Origin of the sequence: Umezawaea tangerina, from assembly GCF_003002815.1 — a bacterium.
Classification (GTDB): domain Bacteria; phylum Actinomycetota; class Actinomycetes; order Mycobacteriales; family Pseudonocardiaceae; genus Umezawaea; species Umezawaea tangerina.
The window spans coordinates 81671-101166 of the sequence record NZ_PVTF01000023.1 but is presented as its reverse complement, the minus strand read 5'-3'; the positions used below and the strand labels follow the sequence as shown (position 1 = coordinate 101166).

Annotated in this window: 18 protein-coding genes; 4 read left to right on the top strand and 14 right to left on the bottom strand. The window is 72.0% G+C overall.

The genetic code is table 11. From position 1 onward, the window contains the following. Nucleotides 1-8: 8 nt before the first annotated feature. Nucleotides 9-701: a hydrogen peroxide-dependent heme synthase gene (gene hemQ / locus CLV43_RS44880; RefSeq protein ID WP_106196712.1), complete on the top strand. Its 693-nt coding sequence runs from the start codon at nt 9-11 to the stop codon at nt 699-701. Between the two features lie 48 nt (nt 702-749). Here hemQ and CLV43_RS44875 read toward each other — a convergent pair whose 3' ends face one another. From CLV43_RS44875 to CLV43_RS44830, 10 genes are all read right to left on the bottom strand, one after another. Further along, nucleotides 750-3908 (bottom strand): S8 family serine peptidase, encoded by a 3159-nt coding sequence (locus CLV43_RS44875; RefSeq protein WP_245887499.1) that lies wholly within the window; start codon nt 3906-3908, stop codon nt 750-752. A 390-nt stretch (nt 3909-4298) separates the two neighbouring features. Further along, complete coding sequence (locus tag CLV43_RS44870) at nt 4299-7508, bottom strand: S8 family serine peptidase (RefSeq protein WP_245887498.1); 3210 nt, start codon at nt 7506-7508, stop codon at nt 4299-4301. Between the two features lie 231 nt (nt 7509-7739). Then, nucleotides 7740-8222 carry a hypothetical protein gene (locus CLV43_RS44865; protein ID WP_211304864.1) on the bottom strand — a complete coding sequence of 161 codons (483 nt, stop codon included), beginning with the start codon at nt 8220-8222 and terminating at the stop codon, nt 7740-7742. 25 nt (nt 8223-8247) lie between these two features. Further along, the gene (locus tag CLV43_RS44860) at nt 8248-8595 is read right to left on the bottom strand and encodes an SCO6045 C-terminal-like domain-containing protein (RefSeq protein ID WP_106196660.1); all 348 of its coding nucleotides are present in this window, start codon (nt 8593-8595) and stop codon (nt 8248-8250) included. Then, on the bottom strand, nt 8592-9407 hold the full coding sequence (locus tag CLV43_RS44855; RefSeq protein WP_106196709.1) for an MbnB/TglH/ChrH family RiPP precursor modification enzyme: 816 nt from the start codon (nt 9405-9407) through the stop codon (nt 8592-8594). Before CLV43_RS44855 ends, CLV43_RS44860 begins: the two co-directional genes overlap by 4 nt. Then, nucleotides 9407-10264 (bottom strand): TIGR04222 domain-containing membrane protein, encoded by an 858-nt coding sequence (locus CLV43_RS44850; protein WP_106196659.1) that lies wholly within the window; start codon nt 10262-10264, stop codon nt 9407-9409. The genes CLV43_RS44855 and CLV43_RS44850 overlap by 1 nt, the downstream gene beginning before the upstream one ends. A 129-nt stretch (nt 10265-10393) precedes the next feature. Further along, nucleotides 10394-11317 (bottom strand): TIGR04222 domain-containing membrane protein, encoded by a 924-nt coding sequence (locus tag CLV43_RS44845; protein ID WP_170156293.1) that lies wholly within the window; start codon nt 11315-11317, stop codon nt 10394-10396. Between the two features lie 336 nt (nt 11318-11653). Next, nucleotides 11654-12082 (bottom strand): peptide-methionine (R)-S-oxide reductase MsrB, encoded by a 429-nt coding sequence (msrB, locus tag CLV43_RS44840; protein ID WP_106196657.1) that lies wholly within the window; start codon nt 12080-12082, stop codon nt 11654-11656. Between the two features lie 54 nt (nt 12083-12136). Next, a complete protein-coding gene (locus CLV43_RS44835) occupies nt 12137-12451 on the bottom strand; it encodes a hypothetical protein (protein WP_106196656.1) in 315 nt (104 codons plus the stop codon). A gap of 20 nt (nt 12452-12471) precedes the next feature. Next, a complete protein-coding gene (locus CLV43_RS44830) occupies nt 12472-13425 on the bottom strand; it encodes an asparaginase (RefSeq protein WP_106196655.1) in 954 nt (317 codons plus the stop codon). A gap of 76 nt (nt 13426-13501) precedes the next feature. On the opposite strand from CLV43_RS44830, the gene CLV43_RS44825 reads away from it, so the two are divergent. From CLV43_RS44825 to CLV43_RS44815, 3 genes are all read left to right on the top strand, one after another. Next, nucleotides 13502-14152, top strand: a complete 651-nt coding sequence (locus CLV43_RS44825) for a GntR family transcriptional regulator (protein ID WP_106196654.1) — start codon at nt 13502-13504, stop codon at nt 14150-14152. A 47-nt stretch (nt 14153-14199) separates the two neighbouring features. Then, a complete protein-coding gene (locus CLV43_RS44820) occupies nt 14200-14643 on the top strand; it encodes a hypothetical protein (protein ID WP_106196653.1) in 444 nt (147 codons plus the stop codon). 316 nt (nt 14644-14959) lie between these two features. Next, nucleotides 14960-15421, top strand: a complete 462-nt coding sequence (locus CLV43_RS44815; protein WP_211304863.1) for a VOC family protein — start codon at nt 14960-14962, stop codon at nt 15419-15421. A gap of 146 nt (nt 15422-15567) precedes the next feature. Here the strand turns inward: CLV43_RS44815 and CLV43_RS44810 are convergent, their stop codons facing one another. The 4 genes from CLV43_RS44810 to CLV43_RS44795 all read right to left on the bottom strand — a co-directional run bounded on the left by CLV43_RS44810 (nt 15568) and on the right by CLV43_RS44795 (nt 19486). Then, nucleotides 15568-16584 carry a helix-turn-helix transcriptional regulator gene (locus CLV43_RS44810; RefSeq protein WP_106196652.1) on the bottom strand — a complete coding sequence of 339 codons (1017 nt, stop codon included), beginning with the start codon at nt 16582-16584 and terminating at the stop codon, nt 15568-15570. 74 nt (nt 16585-16658) lie between these two features. After that, a complete protein-coding gene (locus CLV43_RS44805) occupies nt 16659-17543 on the bottom strand; it encodes an alpha/beta fold hydrolase (RefSeq protein ID WP_106196651.1) in 885 nt (294 codons plus the stop codon). A 51-nt stretch (nt 17544-17594) separates the two neighbouring features. Next, nucleotides 17595-18320, bottom strand: coding sequence for a MaoC/PaaZ C-terminal domain-containing protein (locus CLV43_RS44800; RefSeq protein ID WP_211304862.1), 726 nt, complete (start codon nt 18318-18320; stop codon nt 17595-17597). Next, nucleotides 18317-19486 (bottom strand): acyl-CoA dehydrogenase family protein, encoded by a 1170-nt coding sequence (locus tag CLV43_RS44795; RefSeq protein WP_106196650.1) that lies wholly within the window; start codon nt 19484-19486, stop codon nt 18317-18319. The genes CLV43_RS44800 and CLV43_RS44795 overlap by 4 nt, the downstream gene beginning before the upstream one ends. Nucleotides 19487-19496 lie beyond the last annotated feature (10 nt).

Below are 19496 nucleotides of genomic sequence, written 5' to 3'. Positions count from 1 at the left end.
TGGGTGCCATGGCCCGCCTCAACTTCTCCGAGCTGAACGACACCATCCGCTACACCATGTGGTCGGTGTTCCGCGTCGAACCCGGTCGCCTCCCCGAGGACCGCGGCCCGTCCGCCACCGAGGCGCAGAACTACCTCGACTCCTTGGAGGGCAAGGGCGTCGTGGTGCGCGGCGTGTACGACGTGGCGGGCCTGCGGGCCGACGCGGACTACATGATCTGGTGGCACGCCGAGGAGATCGAGCAGCTGCAAGCCGCCTACCAGGGTTTCCGCCGCACCGCCGTGGGCCGGGTGTCCGTGCCGGTGTGGAGCCAGGTCGCGCTGCACCGCCCCGCCGAGTTCAACCGCAGCCACATCCCCGCGTTCCTGGCGGGCGAGGAGGCGCGCAAGTACATCTGCGTGTACCCGTTCGTGCGCTCCTACGAGTGGTACCTGCTGCCCGAGGAGGACCGGCGCAAGATGCTGGCCGACCACGGCAAGGAGGCGCGGGACTACCCGGACGTCCGGGCGAACACGGTGTCCTCGTTCGCGCTCGGCGACTACGAGTGGATGCTGGCGTTCGAGGCGGACGAGCTGCACCGCATCGTCGACCTCATGCGGCACCTGCGCGGCACCGAGGCGCGGCTGCACGTGCGCGAGGAGATCCCGTTCTACACCGGCACCCGGATCCCGGCCGCCGAGCTCGTCACCAACCTGCCCTGAGCGCGGGAGGGCCCGTGGCGCGGGTGCGCCACGGGCCTTCCTCCACCGCTACTTCTTGGCGATCTTGTAGGCCCTGATCACCGTGTTCTCCACCGAGTTGCCCCTGCTGTCGGTGGTCTTGGCGCGCAACGAGGCGTAGTCGGACCCCGGCGCGTTGAGCACGAGCGCCGAGTCGCCGACGACGGGGACGTGCCGCCAGGTCTTGCCGTCGTCGAACGACACGTCGACCGAGACCCGCCCGACCCGGCCGTTGGCGGCACCGGGGTTCTGCTGCACGACGAGCGGCACCCGCAGGAGCCGCCCGGCGGGCGCGGAGTTCGTCGCGTCCAGCGCGGGCTGGAACCGGACGACCGACAGCGGCAGGTTCGTCAGCGCGTCCACGTGCCCCGAGCGGAACTTCCACACGGCGCTGACCTTGGTGCTCACGTCCGAGACGCCCTTGGCGCGGGTCGCCTCGGTCTCCAGCCGGTACGAGGCCGCCGCGGCGGGCACGGCGAACTGGCCGTACGCGTCGTAGGCGGTCTCGCCGACCTTCACGCCGTCGCGGAACAGGGTGGTCCTGGCCGCGTCCACCGCCGAGTAGCCCGAGCCGCCCGTGCTGTCGCCGAAGAGCGGCACCGAGACCCGGATGGTGTCGGCCGACCTGGCCAGCGCCTGGTCGTAGCCGCCGATGCCGGGGCCGAAGACCGCGAAGCCGAGCTTGTTCTCGTACTGCTTGCCCGCCCGGTACGCCTTCGGCGACGAGATCTGCTCCGCCTCGCTGGTGTTCCCGGCGTCCTGCAGGTGCATCGAGCTCCACTTGACGCCGTCACCGGCGATGTAGTCGACCCCGGTGCCGGTCGGGCTCATCGGCGCGAGCCACGACCACCCGCCACCGCCGCGCGAGTCCACCGCGGTGAGCCCCAGCAGGTGCGTCCTGCCCTCGGGGCTGGGCCCGATCGTCGTCCTGACCTCGGCGAGGTCGCCCTTGCCGAGCTCGCGGACGTGCCCGGTGGGCACCTTCCCCGCCCACGACGTGGTGTACCGGTAGCTGATCGGCAGGTCGCCCTGCGGCGTGCCCCGCCACTGGGAGCCGACCCGCGAGGCCAGCGCGTCCGCGGCGACGTCCGGGCCGATCTGGGCGGAGTACATCGAGTCGCCGAAGCCGCCGAAGAAGACCGTGCCGTAGCCGAAGCTCCTGGTACCGGTCCACCTGGTGACGCTGAACTCGGCGAGGATGCCCTCGGCGCCCGGCTCCGGGACGGACACCTTGACCGGCTTGGCCAGCCGCGCGTCGACGTCGACGGCGGTGTCCCCGGTGACGGTCAGCTCCGGGTGGGTCAGGACGGCGTACCTGTCCCCGGTGATGACGCTGCTCGTCCCGAAGTAGCGGCCCTTCGGCACGCGGACGGTCGTGCCGCTGCCGCTGTTGAAGTAGTACGCCTTCGTGGCGTCCAGCGACACGAGGACCGTGTACGCGTCCGCCGCGGGCTTGCCGTCCTGGTCGACCTGGTTCACGGTCACCTGGTAGCTCTCGACCTCGCGGACGATCCCGAGCGGGCTGCGCACCGCGCCCGTGCCCGAGGTGGCGACCAGCGCGCCGGTGTAGGCGCCGTCGGGCGCGTCGACGCGGGTGTCGCCGACGACGGTCACCTTCGCCTCGCCGCCCGCGGGCACGGTCACCTTCGCCGGGCTCGCGGTGAGCAGCCCCGCGGGTGCGGGCTTGCCGTCCGGGCCCTTGACGTCCACGGCCACGTCGAGCGACACCGACTCGGTGCCGGAGTTGCGGTAGACGACCTCCTTGGTGACCGGCACGTCGTCGGAGTGCGGCCACTGCTGCAGACCGAGGTTGACGTTCGCGGGCTCGGCGGTCACCGTCTGGGTGATCGCCTTGGCCACGTCGACCCGCCCGGCGCCTTGGTCGTACGCGGTCAGCGCGGGGTTGGGCTTGGCGGAGGCGACCAGTGCCGCCTTGATCCGCGACCCGGTCCAGTCGGGGTGCTGCTGCTTGATCAGGGCCGCCGAGCCCGCGACGTGCGGGGTGGCCATCGAGGTGCCGGACAGCGACACGTAGCCGTCGCCCGCCGGGGTGCCGATGACGCCCGTGGAGGACTTCGCCGCCACGATGTCGACGCCGGGTGCGGTGATGTCGGGCTTGATGGCGCCGTCGCCGACCCTGGGGCCGCGGCTGGAGAACGGGGCGATGTTGTCGTTGCGGTCCACCGCGCCGACGGTCAGGGCGGCGTCCGCGCTGCCGGGGGAGCCGACCGTCTCCGGTCCGCCGTCGTTGCCCGCCGCGATGACGAACAGCGTGCCGTACTGGGCGGAAAGCGTGTTCACGGCCTCTTCGAGCGGGTCGATGTCCGGGGTGTCGCCGCCGCCCAGGCTGAGGTTCACGACGTCGGCGCCCTCCTGCGCCGCCCACGTCATCCCGCCGAGGATCCAGGACTCCGCGCAGCCGCCGTTGACGCAGACCTTGCCGTCCATGATCTTCGCGTCCGGCGCGACACCGCGGTACTTGGCGCCGTCGCTGGCGATGGTCGACGCCACGTGCGTGCCGTGGCCGACCGTGTCGGTGTTGTCGGGGTCCGGGGTGAAGTTCTTCTCCACCAGCTCCTGGCCCACGAGGTCCGGGTGCGTGGCGTCGACGCCGGTGTCGAGCACGGCGACCTTCACTCCGGTGCCGGTGTACCCGGCCTTCCAGGCCTCCGGCGCGCCGATCTGCGGCACGCTGCGGTCGAGGCTGAGCTGCCGCAGGCCGTCCAGCCGGATCTTCGTGTAAGCGCTGTCCTCCAGCAGTGAGCGCCAGGTCCCGGTCGCCTGCGCCTTGGCCGTGCTGGCCGCGAACGACCGCACGGTGGGCAGGTCGCCGGTGACCGTCGTGCCCGTGAGGGCGCCTGCCGCCCGCAGGTCCTTGCCGGTCGTGATGATCAGCGGCACCGAGTCGCGGTGCGCGTCGTCGTAGCGCGAGGCGATGAGCTCGGTGACGTCGAACAGCCGCCGGTCCAGCCTGCCCGAGGCGAGGTCGCGCCGGGCGTCGGCGGGCACGACGAACAGGTGACCGTCCTCCGTGGACGTGGAGAAGACGACGCCGTTCCGGCCGGAGCCGGGGACGATCGAGCCCGCCCCCGCGCCGTCGAGCACGACGCGGTCACCGGTGATGAGCGTGACGGAACCGGCGCCTCCCGGCGCGCTGAAGCCCGGCGGAGACCCTTCCGCCTCCGACACGCCCGTGGACCCGACCACGAGTCCGAACGCGAGCGCGGCGACTCCCAGTAGAGCGCCGTGTCGTCGAGTTGATCGCAACAGCCACCTCCCGATTCGGTGGAGCGCGTGCAGGGGTGCACAGCCCAGGGGGCGTCGGCCGATCGGTGGGGGGCGGTGCACCGATCGTGACGAAAGTCCCGGGCGCTCCGAACATATCGATCTCGAAGAGTCGTGCGACCCTCCCGTGGCGGGAGGGCGAATGTGTGTCACGGGTCCGCTCCGGTGCAACCCGCGAATTCCCGGCTCGGACACCGGCGTCCGTTGGTCGGACGCCGGCGCCGGGCTCGTGCGGGCCGGTCCACGGCCCTGACCGGGCCCGTGGCGACGATGTGCCACGGGCCCGGCCGCGGACTACCTCCCGGCGATCTTGTACGCCCGGATCACCGTGTTCTCGGCCGTGTTGCCCTTGCTGTCGGTCGTCTTGGCGCGCAACGACGCGAAGCCGCCCGCGGGACCGCCGGGCACCAGCGCCGAGTCACCGACGACGGGCACGCGCCGCCAGGTCTTGCCGTCGTCGAACGACACGTCGACCACGACCCGCCCGATCCGGCCGTTGTCGGCGCCGGGGTTCTGCTGGACCACCAGCGGGACCCGCAGCACCCGCCCGGCGGAAGCCGAGTTCGCCGCGTCGAGCTCGGGCTGGAACCGGACCAGCGTCAGCGGCAGGGGTTCGAGCGCCTCGGCGCCCGCGTGCCCGGAGCGGAACGTCCAGGCACCGCCCACCTTCGTCGTCACGTCCGAGACGCCCTTGGCGCGGGTCGCCTCGGTCTCCAGCCGGTAGGAGGCCGCGGCGGCGGGCACGGGGAACTGCCCGTAAGCGTCGAAGGCGGTCTCACCGACCTTCGTGCCCTCGCGGAACAGCGTGGTGCGGGCGGAGTCGAACGCCGAGTAGCCGGGGTTGCCCGCGCCGTCGCCGAACAGCGCCACGTCGACGTAGACCGTGTCCTCCGCCCTGGCGAGGTGGTACCCGGTCGCCTGCTGGGCGGGCCCGAACACGGCCGCGTTGACCGTCTCGGAGTAGCGCTTCCCGGCCCGGTAGCCGCGGGGGTTGCCGTTCAGGACGCTGTCGAACGCCGAGTTCGGGTCGCCGGGGTTGTACGCCCGGAAGGACGGCCGCCACTCGACGCCCTCGCCCGCGAGCCGGTCGACCACCTCGCCGGGCGCGGCGACGGGCTTGAACCACCCGCTGGAGCCGCCGAGGGGGGTGACCGCGCCGAACGCGAACAGGGTGTCCCGGTCCGCGGCGCTCGGCCCGATCCTGGTCTTGACCTCGGCGAAGTCCCGCTTGGCCAGGACGCGGGAGTACCCGGTGGGCGCCTTGCCGGTGAACAGCTTGCCGGTCCGGTAGGTGACGGGCGTGGTGCCCATCGGCGTCCCGGTCCAGTGCGTGCCGACCAGCGCGTAGAACTCCTCCGCGCCCACCGCCGGTCCGACGTTGCCGAGCGAGACCTTGCCGTCGAAGCCGCCGGGGAAGCCCGTGCCGGTGAGCAGGCTGCTCTCGCCCTGCACGCGCGCCTCGAGGATCTCGGCGTAGTCCGGCGTCGCCGTCGGGTCCGGCACGGTCACGGAGACCGGCTTCGCCAGCCGCGCGTCGAGCTCGACGGTGGCCGCCCGCGACACGGTGAAGGCGGGGTAGGGCAGCACCGCGGTCCGGTCCCCGGTCTCGATGGTCGTCGAGGCGTAGTAGTGCCCCTTGGGGAGCCGGAGCTCGACGCTGCCGTCCTCGTCGTAGGGGAAGTAGAGGCCGCCGTTGTCGAAGCCGAGCAGGAACGTCGAGTAGGTGGAGGAGGGCGCGCCGTCGTCGCCGGTGTAGTTCAGCGTGACCTGGTAGCTCTCGACCTCGCGCACGAGGCCGACCGGGGTGCGCGCCGTCGTCGTGCCGGAGGTGGCGACGATCGAGCCGCTGTAGCCGCCGTCCAGCGTGCCGATCCTGGTGTCACCGGTGACGGAGACCTTCGCCGCGCCGCCCGCGGGGACGGTGACCGTCTTGGGGTCGACCGTGAAGACGCCCTCGGGCGCGGGCTTGCCGTCCGGGCCCTTGACGTCGAGCGCCAGGTCCAGCGTCACGGCCTCGGTCCCGGAGTTGCGGTAGGTGGTCTCCTTCGTGACCGGCACGTCGTCGTCGTGCGGCCACAGCTGGAGCCCCAGCCCGACGCTCACCGGGTCGCTGGTCACCGTCTGGGTGATGGCCCTGGTCAGGTCCACCCGCCCGGCGCCCTGCTCGTACGCGGTCAGCGCGGGGTTCGGCTTGGCGGAGGCGACCAGCGCCGCCTTGACCCGCGCGCCCGTCCAGTCGGGGTGTTGCTGCTTGATCAGCGCCGCCGAGCCCGCGACGTGCGGGGTCGCCATCGAGGTGCCCGACAGCGACACGTACCCGTCGCCCGCCGGGGTGCCGATGACGCCCGTGGAGGACTTCGCCGCCACGATGTCCACGCCGGGCGCGGTGATGTCCGGCTTGACCGCGCCGTCGCCGGTGCGCGGACCGCGGCTGGAGAACACCGCGAGGTTGTCGTCGCGGTCCACCGCGCCGACGGTCAGCGCGGCGTCCGCGCTGCCGGGGGAGCCGACGGTCTCGGCGGCGCCGGAGTTGCCCGCGGCGATCACGAACAGCGTGCCGTACTGGGCGGAAAGCGTGTTCACGGCCTCTTCGAGCGGGTCGACGTCCGGGGTGTCCCCGCCGCCCAGACTCAGGTTCGCCACGTCCGCGCCCTGCTCGGCGGCCCACACCATCCCGTTGAGGATCCACGACTCCGCGCAGCCGTAGGTCACGCAGACCTTGCCGTCGAGGATCTTCGCGTCGGGTGCCACGCCGCGGTACTTGGGCCCGTCGCTGGCGATGGTCGCCGCGACGTGCGTGCCGTGGCCGACCGTGTCGGTGTTGTCCGGGTCCTCGGTGAAGTTGCGCTCCACCAGCTCCTGGCCCGCCAGGTCGGGGTGCGTGGCGTCGACGCCGGTGTCGAGCACGGCGACCTTCACACCGGTACCGGTGTACCCGGCCTGCCACGCCACCGGCGCGCCGATCTGCGGCACGCTGCGGTCCAGGGTCGGTTGCCGCAGGCCGTCGAGCCAGATCTTGCGGTAGTCGTCCGGTGAGCCGGCAAGCGCTTGCCAGGTCGTCGTCGCGGTGGCCTTCGCCGTGGTCGCCGCGAACGAGCCCACCGTCGGGATGTCGGCGGTCCGGACCAGCCCGGTGACGGCCGCGGCGCCGCGGCCCGGCGCGCGGGTGACCAGCAGCGACAGGCTGTCGCGGTGCGCGTCGTCGTAGCGCGACGCGATGAGCTCGGTGACGTCGAACAGCCTGCGGTCCAGCTTGCCCGAGGCCAGCAGCGGCGCCGCGTCGCTCGGCAGCACGTACCGGTGGCCGTTCGCGGCGTAGGTGGAGAAGACCACCTTCTCGCGGCCCGGACCGGGGACGATCGTGCCCGTCCCCGCGTCCGCGACCACCCGGTCCCCGGTGATCAGCGTGACGGAACCGACGTCACGGGTGTCGAAGTGCCGGGGTCCGCCCGGCGCGGCCGTCGCCACCTGCGTGGCCCCGACCACCAGTCCCAGTGCGAGCACGCAAGCGCCAAGCCGCTTGCCGTGCCGTCGTGTCGATCGCAACGGCGAACTCTCCCCTCCAGGGACGCGCACCCACCCGGATGCGCTGCTGGAAGGCGTCTGGCAGACGGCGGCAGCGGTGTACCGAAAGTGACGAAATCCCCCCAGCGCCCCGAACCTAGCGACCCCGTCACGACCGCGGCTGCTCCCAATGGCCCAAGTTCCACGATCCGAACCCCTGACTTGCGCGGGTCAGGTCCGCTCGGTCACGACCCCCGCGGCGGACACCACCAGGCCGGTCTGCGGGCCCTGCCCGCCGCACTCGACACCGTTGGGGTAGGCGGGTTTCGGCGTCGCGGTCAGCACCTCGTCGACGAGCACCACGCCGTTCGCGTCCGACAGCCGCAGGGTGACCCGCACCGGCGCGGTGGGCAGGTCGGGGACGTCCGCGAAGCCGTTGCGGCCGCCGGTCGGCACGACCGACACCCCGCACGAGTCCGTCGGGGCGGTGCCGGTGCACGTCTGCGGGCCCGCCGAGGACGACGGGTGCAGCTCCACGACGGGGTCGACGCACTTGTCGTCCCAGCAGACCTGCATGGTCGCGGTCCGCACCTCGGGCATCGCCACGTCCAGCCCGATCCCCACCGGTGTCCCGATCATCGTGCAGCCGACCTCGGGCTCAGACCCGCACGCACCCAGCACCAGCAGGCAACCCAGCACCCCGACGATCCTCATGACCACCAGACGGGGGTGGACCGCTTCAGGTTGCCTTCCTCCGCCACCAGCGATTCGGTTTCTCGGTGGGGAGCTCGCCGCGTTCCCGCGCCCACGCCGCGAAGTCCACCGCGTCCTCCCGCGCCCGGCTGCCCGTCCTGCGCGGGTGCGCGCGGGCGTACTCGTCGAACAGCGGCCGGAAGCGGTCGGCCAGCACGTCGGCGACCTCGGGGTTCAGCATCGCCACGATGCCGCGCCTCTTGGCCAGCAAGGAGTTCGCCTCGACCGCCAGCAGCCGCTGGTCGAACCCGGCGGGGGAGGGGCCGCCCGCGAGCAGCGCGCCGAGCAGCTCCGCCTGCGCCCGTGCGAGCCGCTCGCGCTGGTCCCCGTTCACGCGTGCCTCGCCAGCACCCCGCGGATCGCGGCCAGCTCGCCCGCCAGCTCGGTGTCCGACGGGTAGTTGTCGTCGCGCTCCAGCAGCACGCCCGGCGGGTCCACCCGCGACCGCAGCTCGCCCAGCAGCTCCAGCACCTCCGGCCGCACCGCGTGGGCGTGCGTGTCGTGGTAGACGCCGTTGTGCTCGACGCCGCCCGCCACGTGCACGTAGGCCAGCCGCTCCAACGGGATCTCGTCGAGGAACCGGTTCGGGTCCGTGCCCAGGTTGAGCGCGTTCGCGTGCAGGTTCGCCACGTCGATCAGCAGGTGGCAGTCGGTGCGCTCGACCAGCTCGGCGAGGAACTGGCCCTCGGTCAGCTCGCCGTCGGGCCACTCCAGCAGGGCGGCGATGTTCTCCAGCGCCAGCGGCACCGGCAGGTTCGCCTGCGCCGTCTTCACGTTGGCCACCAGCACGTCCAGCGCGTCGCGGGTGCGCGGCACCGGCATCAGGTGGCCCGAGTCGAGCCCGCCCGCGCGGACGAAGCAGACGTGGTCGCTCACCAGCGGCGCCCCCAGCGCCTCGGCGACCGCGCCCAGGTGCTCGACGCGGTCCGGCTCGACGGGGTCCGCGCTGCCCAGCGACAGCGACACCGCGTGCGGCAGCACCGGGACACCCCGTTCGCGCAGCAGCAGGATCGACTCCGGCAGGTGCTCCACGTGCAGGTTCTCGGCCACCACCTCGACGAAGTCGACGCCGGGCAGCCGTTCCACGGTCAGGTCGATCTCCGGGCGCCAGCCGATGCCGACGCCGAGCTTGTCCAGCACGCCCATCAGTCCCCGCCCCCTCCACCGCACGACGACCCGCAGGACGAGCCGCTGCTGCACGACGACCCGCTGTCGCCGCTCGACCCGCAGCTGCTGCCGCTGCCGCACCCGCTGTTGTCGGCACCGCACCCGCTGGAGCAGCTGGAGCAGCTGTTGCAGCTGCTCCCGTACATCGTGCCGGTGTCGCCGCTGTTGCGGACGGGCTTGCGCCTGCGCAGCGTGGCACCGGCGCTCGGCACGATGCCCAGCATCTCCCACACGTAGTACATCCGCGGGAACTGGCCGACCCGGCCCAGCAGGCCCATCTGCGCGACCATGCCCACCCGGTCGCCCGCGGCCACCTTGACCCGGCCGACCTCGCGCCTGCCCGCCCGGCGCACCGGGCGCCGCATCCGGCCCGCGAACCAGCGCAGCAGCAGCGCCACCACGGCCACGCCGATCGCGACCCCGAAGTGCACCCGGAACACGATCGTGAGGGCGATGGCGGCGAAGAACGCGACGAAGCAGAGCACCCGGACCGTCGACCACGTCTTGCGGCGGGCGTCGGACACGACCAGGCCCCGGTCGACCAGGTGCTGCCGCAGCGCCGAGGCCGCCTCGCTGGTGGCCGTGGACTTGACCAGGTCGCCCAGCATCCGGCCGGTGCGGGCCGCGCCCAGCGCGTACGCCTCCAGCGGCGTGCCCGCGCCCGCGGCGCCCGAGGCCACCGCGCTCACCACGCCCTCGCGGGAGATCCGCAGCAGCCCGCCCTCCAGGAGCCGGACGACCGCCACCTCCGCGGCGCGGCCAGGACCGCCCGCCAGGTAGCCGAACTCCTCGGCCGAGATCCCTGGTCTGCCCGATATCGTCGTCCCGGAAGTCATGACCGCCGCCTTTCACCCAAGCCGATGGCCATCCGACTCCGCGGCGGGCCTGTTCGTTCCGCGTCACGCGGCCAAGGCCATCACGAGGACGTCACGACGTCCGGTGATGGCCTTGGCGCCCCCCTGCGGTCAGCCGCCGCCCCCACCGCAGCCGCCGCCACCCCCGCAACCGCCACCCCCGCTGCCGCAGCTGCTGCCGCTGGAGCTGGAGCAGGAGTTGCCGCTGGAGCTCGAGCACGAGCTCCCCACGTACGTCGAGCCGCCGCCGCCGGACGAACCCGACCCGTAGGCCTGGGTCATCAGCGCGGTCCGCAGCGTCAGGTCAGGGTGCGCCGACAGGCCGCCGAGCGCGACCAGGCCGACCGCCCCGCCCACGGCCACGGCCGGGCCGGTCACCCCGGCCCCGGTGCCACCGGTGCGGGCGCCGTCCAGCGCGCGGTCACCCCTGGCCGTGCGCCGGATCCGGCCCGCCCTGGTCATCAGCACCGCCAGCAGCGCGGTGACCACCAGCTGGAGCGTCAGCCAGCCGACGGGAGCGCCGATCGCGATCCCGTTGACCCAGCGGACGACCCCGATCAGGAACAGCACCAGCATCGGCACGACACCCACCCGCGCCTGCCGCTTGGCCACGACGGGGTCCACGAGCAGTCCCTGCTCACCGAGGCGGGTCGCGATCGACTTCACCGCGTCGGTCTGCGCGACGGTGGCCATCAGGAGGTTCAGCGTGCGCTTGCTGTAGCGGGCGGCGTCCGCCAGCACGGCCTTGTCCACCGGGTTCACCGCGGTGGGCTTGCCGATCAGGCTGACGGTGCCGCGGCGCGTCGAGCGCAGGGCCTCGGCCTCGATCAGCCGGGCCAGCGAGGCCTCGACGACCCGGCGCGGCCCGCCGGACAGGTACGCCAGCTCGTCGATGCCGAGATCGCGTGCGGGCCCGTCACCCCGACTGGCCCGCATGCGCATCCGGACGAAGACCGCGAACAGCAGGGCGACGCCCAACGCGATCCAGTAGATCCTCAGGAATTCCGGGCCCGAGAGCCCCCACGGCTGGTCCACGGTCCACCCCCTACCGCTCTTGGCGGAACGAATCCGCCAATCGAAAGGCAATACTGTGCTGCGGAACACACAGCGGCAAGGGGCTTGAGCAAGACTTAGGCTGGTATTAGGCGGTTCTTAGGAGGACGACGACCCGTCGACCCCACTGGACCCCTCACCGTCGGTGCCCTTGCGCGAAAGCATGCTTCCTCCCAGGTCAGAGACGAGTCCGGGTGGCGCCGCGGACTGGCGCCATCCGGTGCGACAAGTCCAGTCTGCTGCACCGCGAGCGCTGTGTCGCCTGTTGCTTTCCGCACTCGTGCGACCGCGTTGCGGCGCTATTCGGGAATGGGCACGTCACCGCGCGGAGTCGTCGACCAAACGCAGGCTGATGCTGTTGATGCAGTAGCGCTGGTCGGTCGGGGTCTCGTAACCCTCGCCCTCGAACACGTGCCCGAGGTGGCTGTGGCAATGCGCGCAAAGCACCTCCGTGCGGACCATGCCCATGGCGCGGTCCTCGCGCAGGATCACGCGGTCCGCGGCCAGCGGGGAGAAGAACGACGGCCACCCGCAGTGCGAGTCGAACTTGGTCTCGCTGCGGAACAGCTCCGTGCCGCACGCGCGGCACTCGTAGACACCGACGGTCTTGGTGTCCGTGTACTCGCCGACCCAGGCGGGCTCGGTGCCGCCCTGGCGGAGCACCCGGTACTCGCTCGGGGTCAGGCTCTCCCGCCACTCCTGCTCCGAACGGACGTCCTTCGGCGTGGCGCCGACAACAGGTTCCATGCCTCCACGCTAATGCGGTTTCCGGGCCGGGGTGGGTTGCGGGTGTCTTACGGCTCAGCCGAACAGCACGGAGATGATCTCGCCGAGCCCGAACCACACGCTGATCAGCACACCGAGCAGGATCAGCCCCACCACCAGCACCGCCACGAGACGTTGCTCACCGCTCGCGCGGTTCGCCGAGTCGGCGAAGTCCGCGACCCCCGCGAGGTACCCCTCGACGGTGTAACCGGGGCGTTCCCGCTCCATCCGGTCCAGGTGCTCCGCGAAGGCCTTGGCCTCGGGGTCCGCCGGATCAAGCCCGATGAGGTCGTCGGCGAACCGCTTCTCCGGTCCGTCCTCCGGTCTTCCCGCGCCTGGAAAGGTGGCCATCACCCGAGAATAGAGGTTCCTCAGCCCGCCAGGGCCAAAGCCGGCCGCACCGCGCCGACCTCGCGCCCGTGCCCCAGGACCGGGACCGTCGCCAACGTGGTCAGCGACCCCACGTCCACGCCCAGCGCCCGCAGCGCCGCCACCATCACCACGGCCCGCGCCCGGCTGGACCCGTCGGCGATCTTCAACGCCACCGCCGACCCGTCCGGCAGCCCGATCGCGTACACGCCCTCGGCGCCGTCCTTGGCCATCGCCCCCGGCAGCGCGCGCATCAGCGCCGTGACGTCGCGGCCCGTGCCGCCGACGTGCTCCGGGTGGGCGTTCATCGCCGCCGCGACCCGGTGCTCCTCCGTCCCGGCCCGCGCGCCGGCCATCCTGCCGAACGCCCTGGCCAGCCCGTTCAGGCTGATCCCGAACAGCGGCGCCCCGCAGCCGTCCACGCCGACCGCCCCGACCCGTTCGCCCGCCAGCTCCTCCAGGGTGGCCCGGATCGCCACCTGGAGCGGGTGCTCGAACGCCAGGTAGTCGTCGGTCGACCAGCCGTTGCGCACGCAGGTCAGCAGCATCGCGGCGTGCTTGCCGGAGCAGTTCATGTACTCGGGTGCCCGCCCCCGGCCCGCCTTGAGGTGCGCGGCCAGCGCAGCCTCCCCGATCGGCAGGTCCGGCGTGCACTGCAGCGCGTCGAAGCCCAGCCCCGCCTTCGCCAGGATCCGCCGCACGCCCTCGACGTGGAAGTCCTCACCGGAGTGGCTGGCGCAGGCCAGCGCCAGCAGCTCACCGTCGAGGTCGAGCCCGTGGCGGACCATCGCCAGCCCCTGCACCGGCTTGTTCGACGAGCGGGGGAACGCCACCAGCTCCGGCCGCCCCACGCTCAGCACCGCCCGCCCGTCGGCGCCCAGTGCCACGACCGTGCCGTGGTGCACGGACTCCAGGAACTCGCCCCGCCACACCTCGGCCACCACCTCGTGCACCACACCGCCTCCTCAAGTACTGCCAACTGTCGACAGTTAACATGAGGTACTCGTCGCAGACCAGCCCCGGGAGACGCACGTGACACCCCCGCTCCACCTGAGCCTGGCGGGCCAGACCGTCGACGTCCTGCGCGAGCTCGTGCTCACCGGCGAGATCCCGCCGGGCGAACGCGTCAACGAGGTCGAGCTCGCCCACCGCCTCGGCATCAGCCGAGGCCCCCTCCGCGAGGCCATCCGCCACCTCTCCAGCGAAGGCCTGCTGGTGCTCGTGCCCAACAAGGGCGCCCACGTCCCCAAGGCCGACGCCGACGAGGTCCGCGCCCTCTTCGAGCTCCGCTCCGCCCTCGAATGCGCCGCCGCCGAGCTCGCGGCCAGCCGCCGCACCGACGGGGACGTCGAACGGTTGCGCGAGGTCTGCGCCGAGTCCCGCAACACCCACCGCACCGGCGCCCGCTTCCCCTACCGCCTCGACCTCGCCTTCCACCAGGCCCTGCTCGACGCCGCCCGAAGCCCCCGCATCGCCGAACAGGTCCGCCTGGTGCAACAACGAGTCGTCCTGCTCCGCGCGGGCCTCAAGGACGACCCGCCGCACCAGCAGGCCTCCCTGGACGACCACGACGCCCTGGTGGCGGCCATCGCCGCCGGCGACACCCACCAGGCCAACCGCGCCATGCGCCGCCACCTCTCCAGGGTGCGCGCGCAGATGCTGACCAGCCTGGACAGCGCGTAGGACGGAACTACCCTCCACCCCACTGTTCCGATTCCGAGGAGGACCCGATGCGCAGCGAGGCGATGACCCGCCTGGACGTTCTCACGGGCTCGTGGCGCACAACGTTGCGCAACGCCTGGTTCCTGGAACCCGCCGACCTGGAGGTACCGGGCTCCGCCACGGCCGAATGGCTCAGCGACGCCTTCGTCGACTTCCGCTGGACCATGGAGGGCGACGTCGGAGGAGCCACCAGCGAAATGGTCCTGGTCCTCGGCCGCAACGACGCCCAGGACACCTACACCGCCCTCTACCACGACGAACGCGGCGTCTGCCGCGTCTTCGCCATGACCTTCACCGACTCCCGCTGGACCCTGCTCCGCGAAGACCCCGACATGCACCAGCGCTTCACCGCCGACCTCACCCCCACCCGCATCACCGGCCGCTGGGAAGCCTCGGACGACCAGGGCAGAACCTGGCGCAAGGACTTCGACCTGATCTTCGACCGCCAGTAACCAATCAAGCCAAGCACAACACCAAGCCCAACCAGCCCCACCAGACCCACCAAGCCCGAGCCTTTATCCCTGACCTGAGCAAACCCGCTGGCACGCAACGAAAGCACGCAACGTGGCCGATTTGACTTGGGGTTTTTGGGCTTACAATGAGTCGGCGGGCAGGCTCTACCACCTGCCCTTTTTCGCCCGACGAAGCCCAAAAAAGGGGCCCCAAGTCAAATCGGCCACACCACAACGCAACCCGGCCGTGTCTCCACCAAAAAGACCTCCCAATACCGGACAGATTATGTCCAGTATCCCGGTTAGCGTCGCGATCATGACAACGAACACCGTCCAACTGGCCTCCGTCCGCGTGATCACCGACGACCTGCCGCGGCTCGTCCGCTTCTACGAGGTCCTCACCGGCGCCACCCCGCAGTACCTGACCGACGACTTCGTCGAGCTGGTGACGCCGTCCGCGACGTTCGCGCTCAGCACGCCGGAGCGGGTCGCCTTCATCACGGGCAACCCACTGCGAGCGGCCGCCAACCGCACCGCCATCGTCGAGTTCCTCGTGGAGGACGTCGAATCCCTGCTCGCCCTCATGAAGGCCGAGCTCGGCGATGACCTCGACGTCGTGCAGGCGCCGACGTTGATGCCCTGGGGCAACATGTCCGTTCTGATCCGCGACCCCGAGGGGTCGCTCATCAACCTCTACACGCCGGTCACGCCGCAGGCGCTGCTGCTGCAGCAGAACCGGACCCCCAGGATGCTGGCGCCCACCACCAAGGCGGACTGACCGCGGACGCGGGGCGAGCACGGGTACGACGCGACCTGACGGACCTCGAACGAGGAGTCCCGACGTGAACGGGAACCGCTGGAGGCGCCTGCTTCACGATCGGGCGCTCCTCGTGCCGTCGGAGTCCGCGCGGGCGCCACGCGGTCCTAGCCCGAGTCGCCGCCGGGATCGACGACCGCCGCGGCGATCAGCTTCCGCCCCAGCGCGGCGATTGCCCCGTGCAGGGCTTGCGGCCGCTCGATGACGAACGGTCGGTCGAGAGCGGCCAGTCTTCCCGCGACCCATTCCAGGCGTTCCGCACGGACGAAAACCCTCAGCCGGTGACCGTTCCCCGCGACGTCGGCCACCGGTTCGACCGACGCCAGCGTCTCCGGGAACAACGCCCGCACGTGCGTCGCGTCAGCGTCGACGAGCACTGACACCTCATGTCGTCCAGGACCCGCCGCGAGCGGGCCCACGACGCGCTGCACCGGGTCCAGGTCGTCCGGCACCTCGAACGTGCCCTCCAGCAGGCGCAGGCCGGCGATGCGGTCCAGGCGGAACGTCCGCTCCGCCTGGCGCCCGACGTCGTGGCCGGTGAGGTAGAGCAGTCCGTTCACGGCGACGATGCCGTGCGGGTGAACGGTGCGCGACCGGGCACGTCCGTGCCGCGGGACGTAGTCGAAGGCGATCGGACGCCGGTCCGCTGCCGCCTTCGCCAGTCCGAGGAGCACCCTCGCGCTCGCCTCCTCGCGGCCGCCGGTGCGCTCCGCCTCGCCGGTCCGACCGCCGGTGAAGTCCACGGTGTCGACCACCGCGTCGATCTGCCGCGCCAGGGCCGGGGGCAGTACCCGGCGCACCTTCGAGGTGGCGGCCTCCACGTCACCGATCGAGGCCGGACCGGACCCCGACCGGCCCGTCAGCAGAAGCCCCCAGACGACCGCCAGCGCTTCCTCGTCGGTGAGCATCAACGGAGGCATCCGGTAGTGGCGCGCCAGCCGGTAACCGCCGTAACGGCCGCGCACGGTGTCCACCGGAATGCCGAGGTCGCGCAGGTGCTCCACGTAGCGGCGCACCGTGCGCCCGTCCACGTCCAGCCGCTCGGCCAGCTCGGCGGAGGTGCGGGTGCCACCGGACTGCAACAACTCGAGCAACGTCAGCACCCGAGCTGTCGGCCGTGCCACGTCACCTCACACCATGATGGCCCCAGGACCCCCGAATCCCACCCTACCCACGGGGTCCGACAACCCCGCCCTCCTCAGAACTTCCCCAAGTGCTCCAACAGCAACGACGTCGTCCTCTCCGCCGCCTCCTCCGGCACGAAGTGCCCCACCTGGTCCAGCACCTCGAACCGGTACGCGCCCGTCACCCACTCGCTGGTCGCCTGTGCCGCCTCCGGCCCCACGGCGTCGTCCTCGGACCCCCACAGGTACATCGTCGGCACCGACACGGGCTGGTAGTCGCCGGTGAACGTGTTCGCCCGGTACCAGTTGAGCGCCGCCGTGAGCGCTCCCGGTTCCGACAGCTGCCGCACGTACTGCTCGACCCGCTGCCTCGGGATCACCGCGGGCCAGCCCTGGCGCAGCCGGGCCGCGCCGTTGGCCAGCATCTCGCGTTCGGGCACCTCGGGCTGCCGCAGGTAGTCGAGCAGGGCCGCCCGGCGCTGCTGGTCGGGGTCGTTGCGCAGCGCTTCGGCGAACGCGCCGGGGTGCGGCGCGGACACGGCGGTCAGGGTCCGGACCCGCAGCGGCAGCCGGGCCGCCGCCTCCCAGCCGACCACGGCTCCCCAGTCGTGCCCGACCAGGTCGAACCGGCGCCAGCCGAGCTGGTCGGCGATGGCGGCGACGTCGTCCACGGCGTTCTCGACCCGGTAGTCGTCGACCCGCTTGGGCCGTACGCCCGGCGAGTAGCCGCGCTGGTTGGGCGCCACGGCGCGGTAGCCGTCGGCGGCGAGGGCGCGCAGCTGGTGGCGCCACTCGATGCCGCACTCGGGCACCCCGTGCAGCAGCAGGACCTTGCGGCCGTCGAGGGGACCGGCGGCGACCGCGTCGAACGTGCCAGCGGCGGTGGGGATCCGCAGCCGGGTCAACGCGGTGGCGTCGGTCGCGGTGCTGAGCTGGAAGACGTCGCGTCGTGATCGCATGACTACAGAGTGCGCGAACGGCCACCCATGATCGATGGGGCGGGCTACCACCTAGGAACGGGGGATAGCCCTACCGTCGTCGATCACCGTCGTGTGGTTGGCGGTCGTCCGGAACCGGACCTCCCCGTCCTCCACCCAGGCGCTGACCTGCAGCTCGTCACCGGGGTACACCGGGTGGGTGAACCGGCCGCCGACGGCGACCACGGACAGCGACTCGGCCAGCAGGCGCGCGGTGATCCCGTAGGTGGCCAGTCCGTGCAGGATCGGGCGGGGGAACCCGCCGCGCCGCGCGAACGCCGGGTCCCAGTGCAGCGGGTTGTCGTCGCCGGTCAGCCGGTACAGCTCGGCCTGGTCCTCCGACGTGCGGAAACCCAGCTCCACGTCCGGCGCGCGGGTCGGGACGGGGTGGCGGACGGTCGTGCCGCGCGGGCCGCCGAAGCCGCCCGCGCCGCGCACGAACAGCGACGCGCGGGTGCTGAACCGGGCGTCGCCCTCGGCGTGCCACTCGCGCACGACCAGCGAGCCGGAGCCCTTGTCGAACACGTCGGTGACCGTCCTGGTCACCTCCACCGTGCCCGCCACGGGCAGCTCGCCGGGCAACGTGAGCGACTGCTCGGCGTGCAGGACCCGCGTGAGGTCCGCCTCCAGCCCGAACTGCGGCCCGCCGAACTGCGCGACCGCGATGGCGAACCCCGGCTGCATGCCGGTCCCGCCCACCGCGGCCGCGTAGCGCTCGACGTCGTCGGCGGTCCAGGACCGGACGACGGTGGTGCTCACCCCAGGGATCCGCTGACCTTGGCGTGGCCCTTGAGCAGGTTGCGGGCGATCGTGCGGCGCTGGATCTCGTCGGTGCCCTCGTAGATGCGCAGCAGCCGCAGCTCGCGGTACCAGCGCTCGATCGGCAGCTCGCGGGTGTAGCCCATGCCGCCGTGGATCTGCAGCACGCGGTCGACGATCTCGTTCGCCTTCACACCGCCGTAGAGCTTCGCCATCGACTGCGCCTGCCGCGAGTCCGCGCCCTGGTCGACCAGCCACGCGGCGTGCAGCACGAGCCAGCGCAGCGCCTCGATCTCGACCGCGGAGTCGGCGATCATCCACTGGATGGCCTGGTACTCGGCGATGGGCTGGCCGAACGTGACGCGGCTGTTGGCCTGCTCGATCGCCATGTCCACCAGGCGCTCCACCGAGCCGATGGCCCGCGCGGGCAGCAGGTAGCGGCCGGCGCCGATCCACTGCATCGCCATGGCGAAGCCCTGCCCGACCTCGCCGAGGACGTTCTCCTCGGGCACCCGGACGTCCTCGAACACCAGCGCCGCCGGACCCCACTGGCCCATGGTCGGGATGGGCTCGGACTTCCAGCCCATGTCGCGGTCCACGAGGAAGCAGGTGACGCCGCCGTTGGCGCCCTTCTCCTTGTCCGTCACGGCGAACACCATCACGAAGTCGGCCTCGTTGCCGCCGGTGATGAACGTCTTCTCGCCGTTGACCACCCACTCCGCGCCGTCCTTGCGCGCGGACGTGCGGATCGCCTTGGCGTCCGACCCGGCACCGGGCTCGGTGATCGCGAAGCACGACTTGCGCTCGCCGGAGATCGTCGGGAGCAAGTAGCGCTCCTTCTGCTCGGCGTTGCCGTGGTAGAGGATGTTGTCCGCGTTGCCGCCGAAGCGGAACTGCACGAACGACCGGCCCAGCTCGGCCTCGATGAGCGCCGTCATCACCGCGCCCATGCCCATGCCGCCGTACTCCGTGGGCGTCTGCACGCCCCAGAACCCGGCCTTCTTCGCCTTCTGCTGCAACGCGTCCAGCTCTTCGGAGGTCAGACCCGGCTGGTTGGCCCGTTCCCGGCGGAGCACCTCCGGCTCCAGCGGGATGATCTCCTTGCGCACGAACGTGCGCACCCAGTCCCTGATCTCCTTCTGCTCCTCGTCGAGCGCGAAGTCCATGGTGTTCCCC

Excerpts from the sequence above, each read along its gene's own strand:
- CLV43_RS44820 (WP_106196653.1), top strand. The coding sequence starts at position 14,200 with ATGCGCAGCGAGGCGATGACCCGCCTGGACGTTCTCACGGGCTCGTGG.
- CLV43_RS44835 (WP_106196656.1), bottom strand. The coding sequence starts at position 12,451 with ATGGCCACCTTTCCAGGCGCGGGAAGACCGGAGGACGGACCGGAGAAG.
- CLV43_RS44865 (WP_211304864.1), bottom strand. The coding sequence starts at position 8,222 with ATGAGGATCGTCGGGGTGCTGGGTTGCCTGCTGGTGCTGGGTGCGTGC.
- CLV43_RS44795 (WP_106196650.1), bottom strand. The coding sequence starts at position 19,486 with ATGGACTTCGCGCTCGACGAGGAGCAGAAGGAGATCAGGGACTGGGTG.
- msrB (WP_106196657.1), bottom strand. The coding sequence starts at position 12,082 with ATGGAACCTGTTGTCGGCGCCACGCCGAAGGACGTCCGTTCGGAGCAG.
- hemQ (WP_106196712.1), top strand. The coding sequence starts at position 9 with ATGGCCCGCCTCAACTTCTCCGAGCTGAACGACACCATCCGCTACACC.
- CLV43_RS44805 (WP_106196651.1), bottom strand. The coding sequence starts at position 17,543 with ATGCGATCACGACGCGACGTCTTCCAGCTCAGCACCGCGACCGACGCC.
- CLV43_RS44850 (WP_106196659.1), bottom strand. The coding sequence starts at position 10,264 with ATGACTTCCGGGACGACGATATCGGGCAGACCAGGGATCTCGGCCGAG.
- CLV43_RS44815 (WP_211304863.1), top strand. The coding sequence starts at position 14,960 with ATGACAACGAACACCGTCCAACTGGCCTCCGTCCGCGTGATCACCGAC.
- CLV43_RS44855 (WP_106196709.1), bottom strand. The coding sequence starts at position 9,407 with ATGGGCGTGCTGGACAAGCTCGGCGTCGGCATCGGCTGGCGCCCGGAG.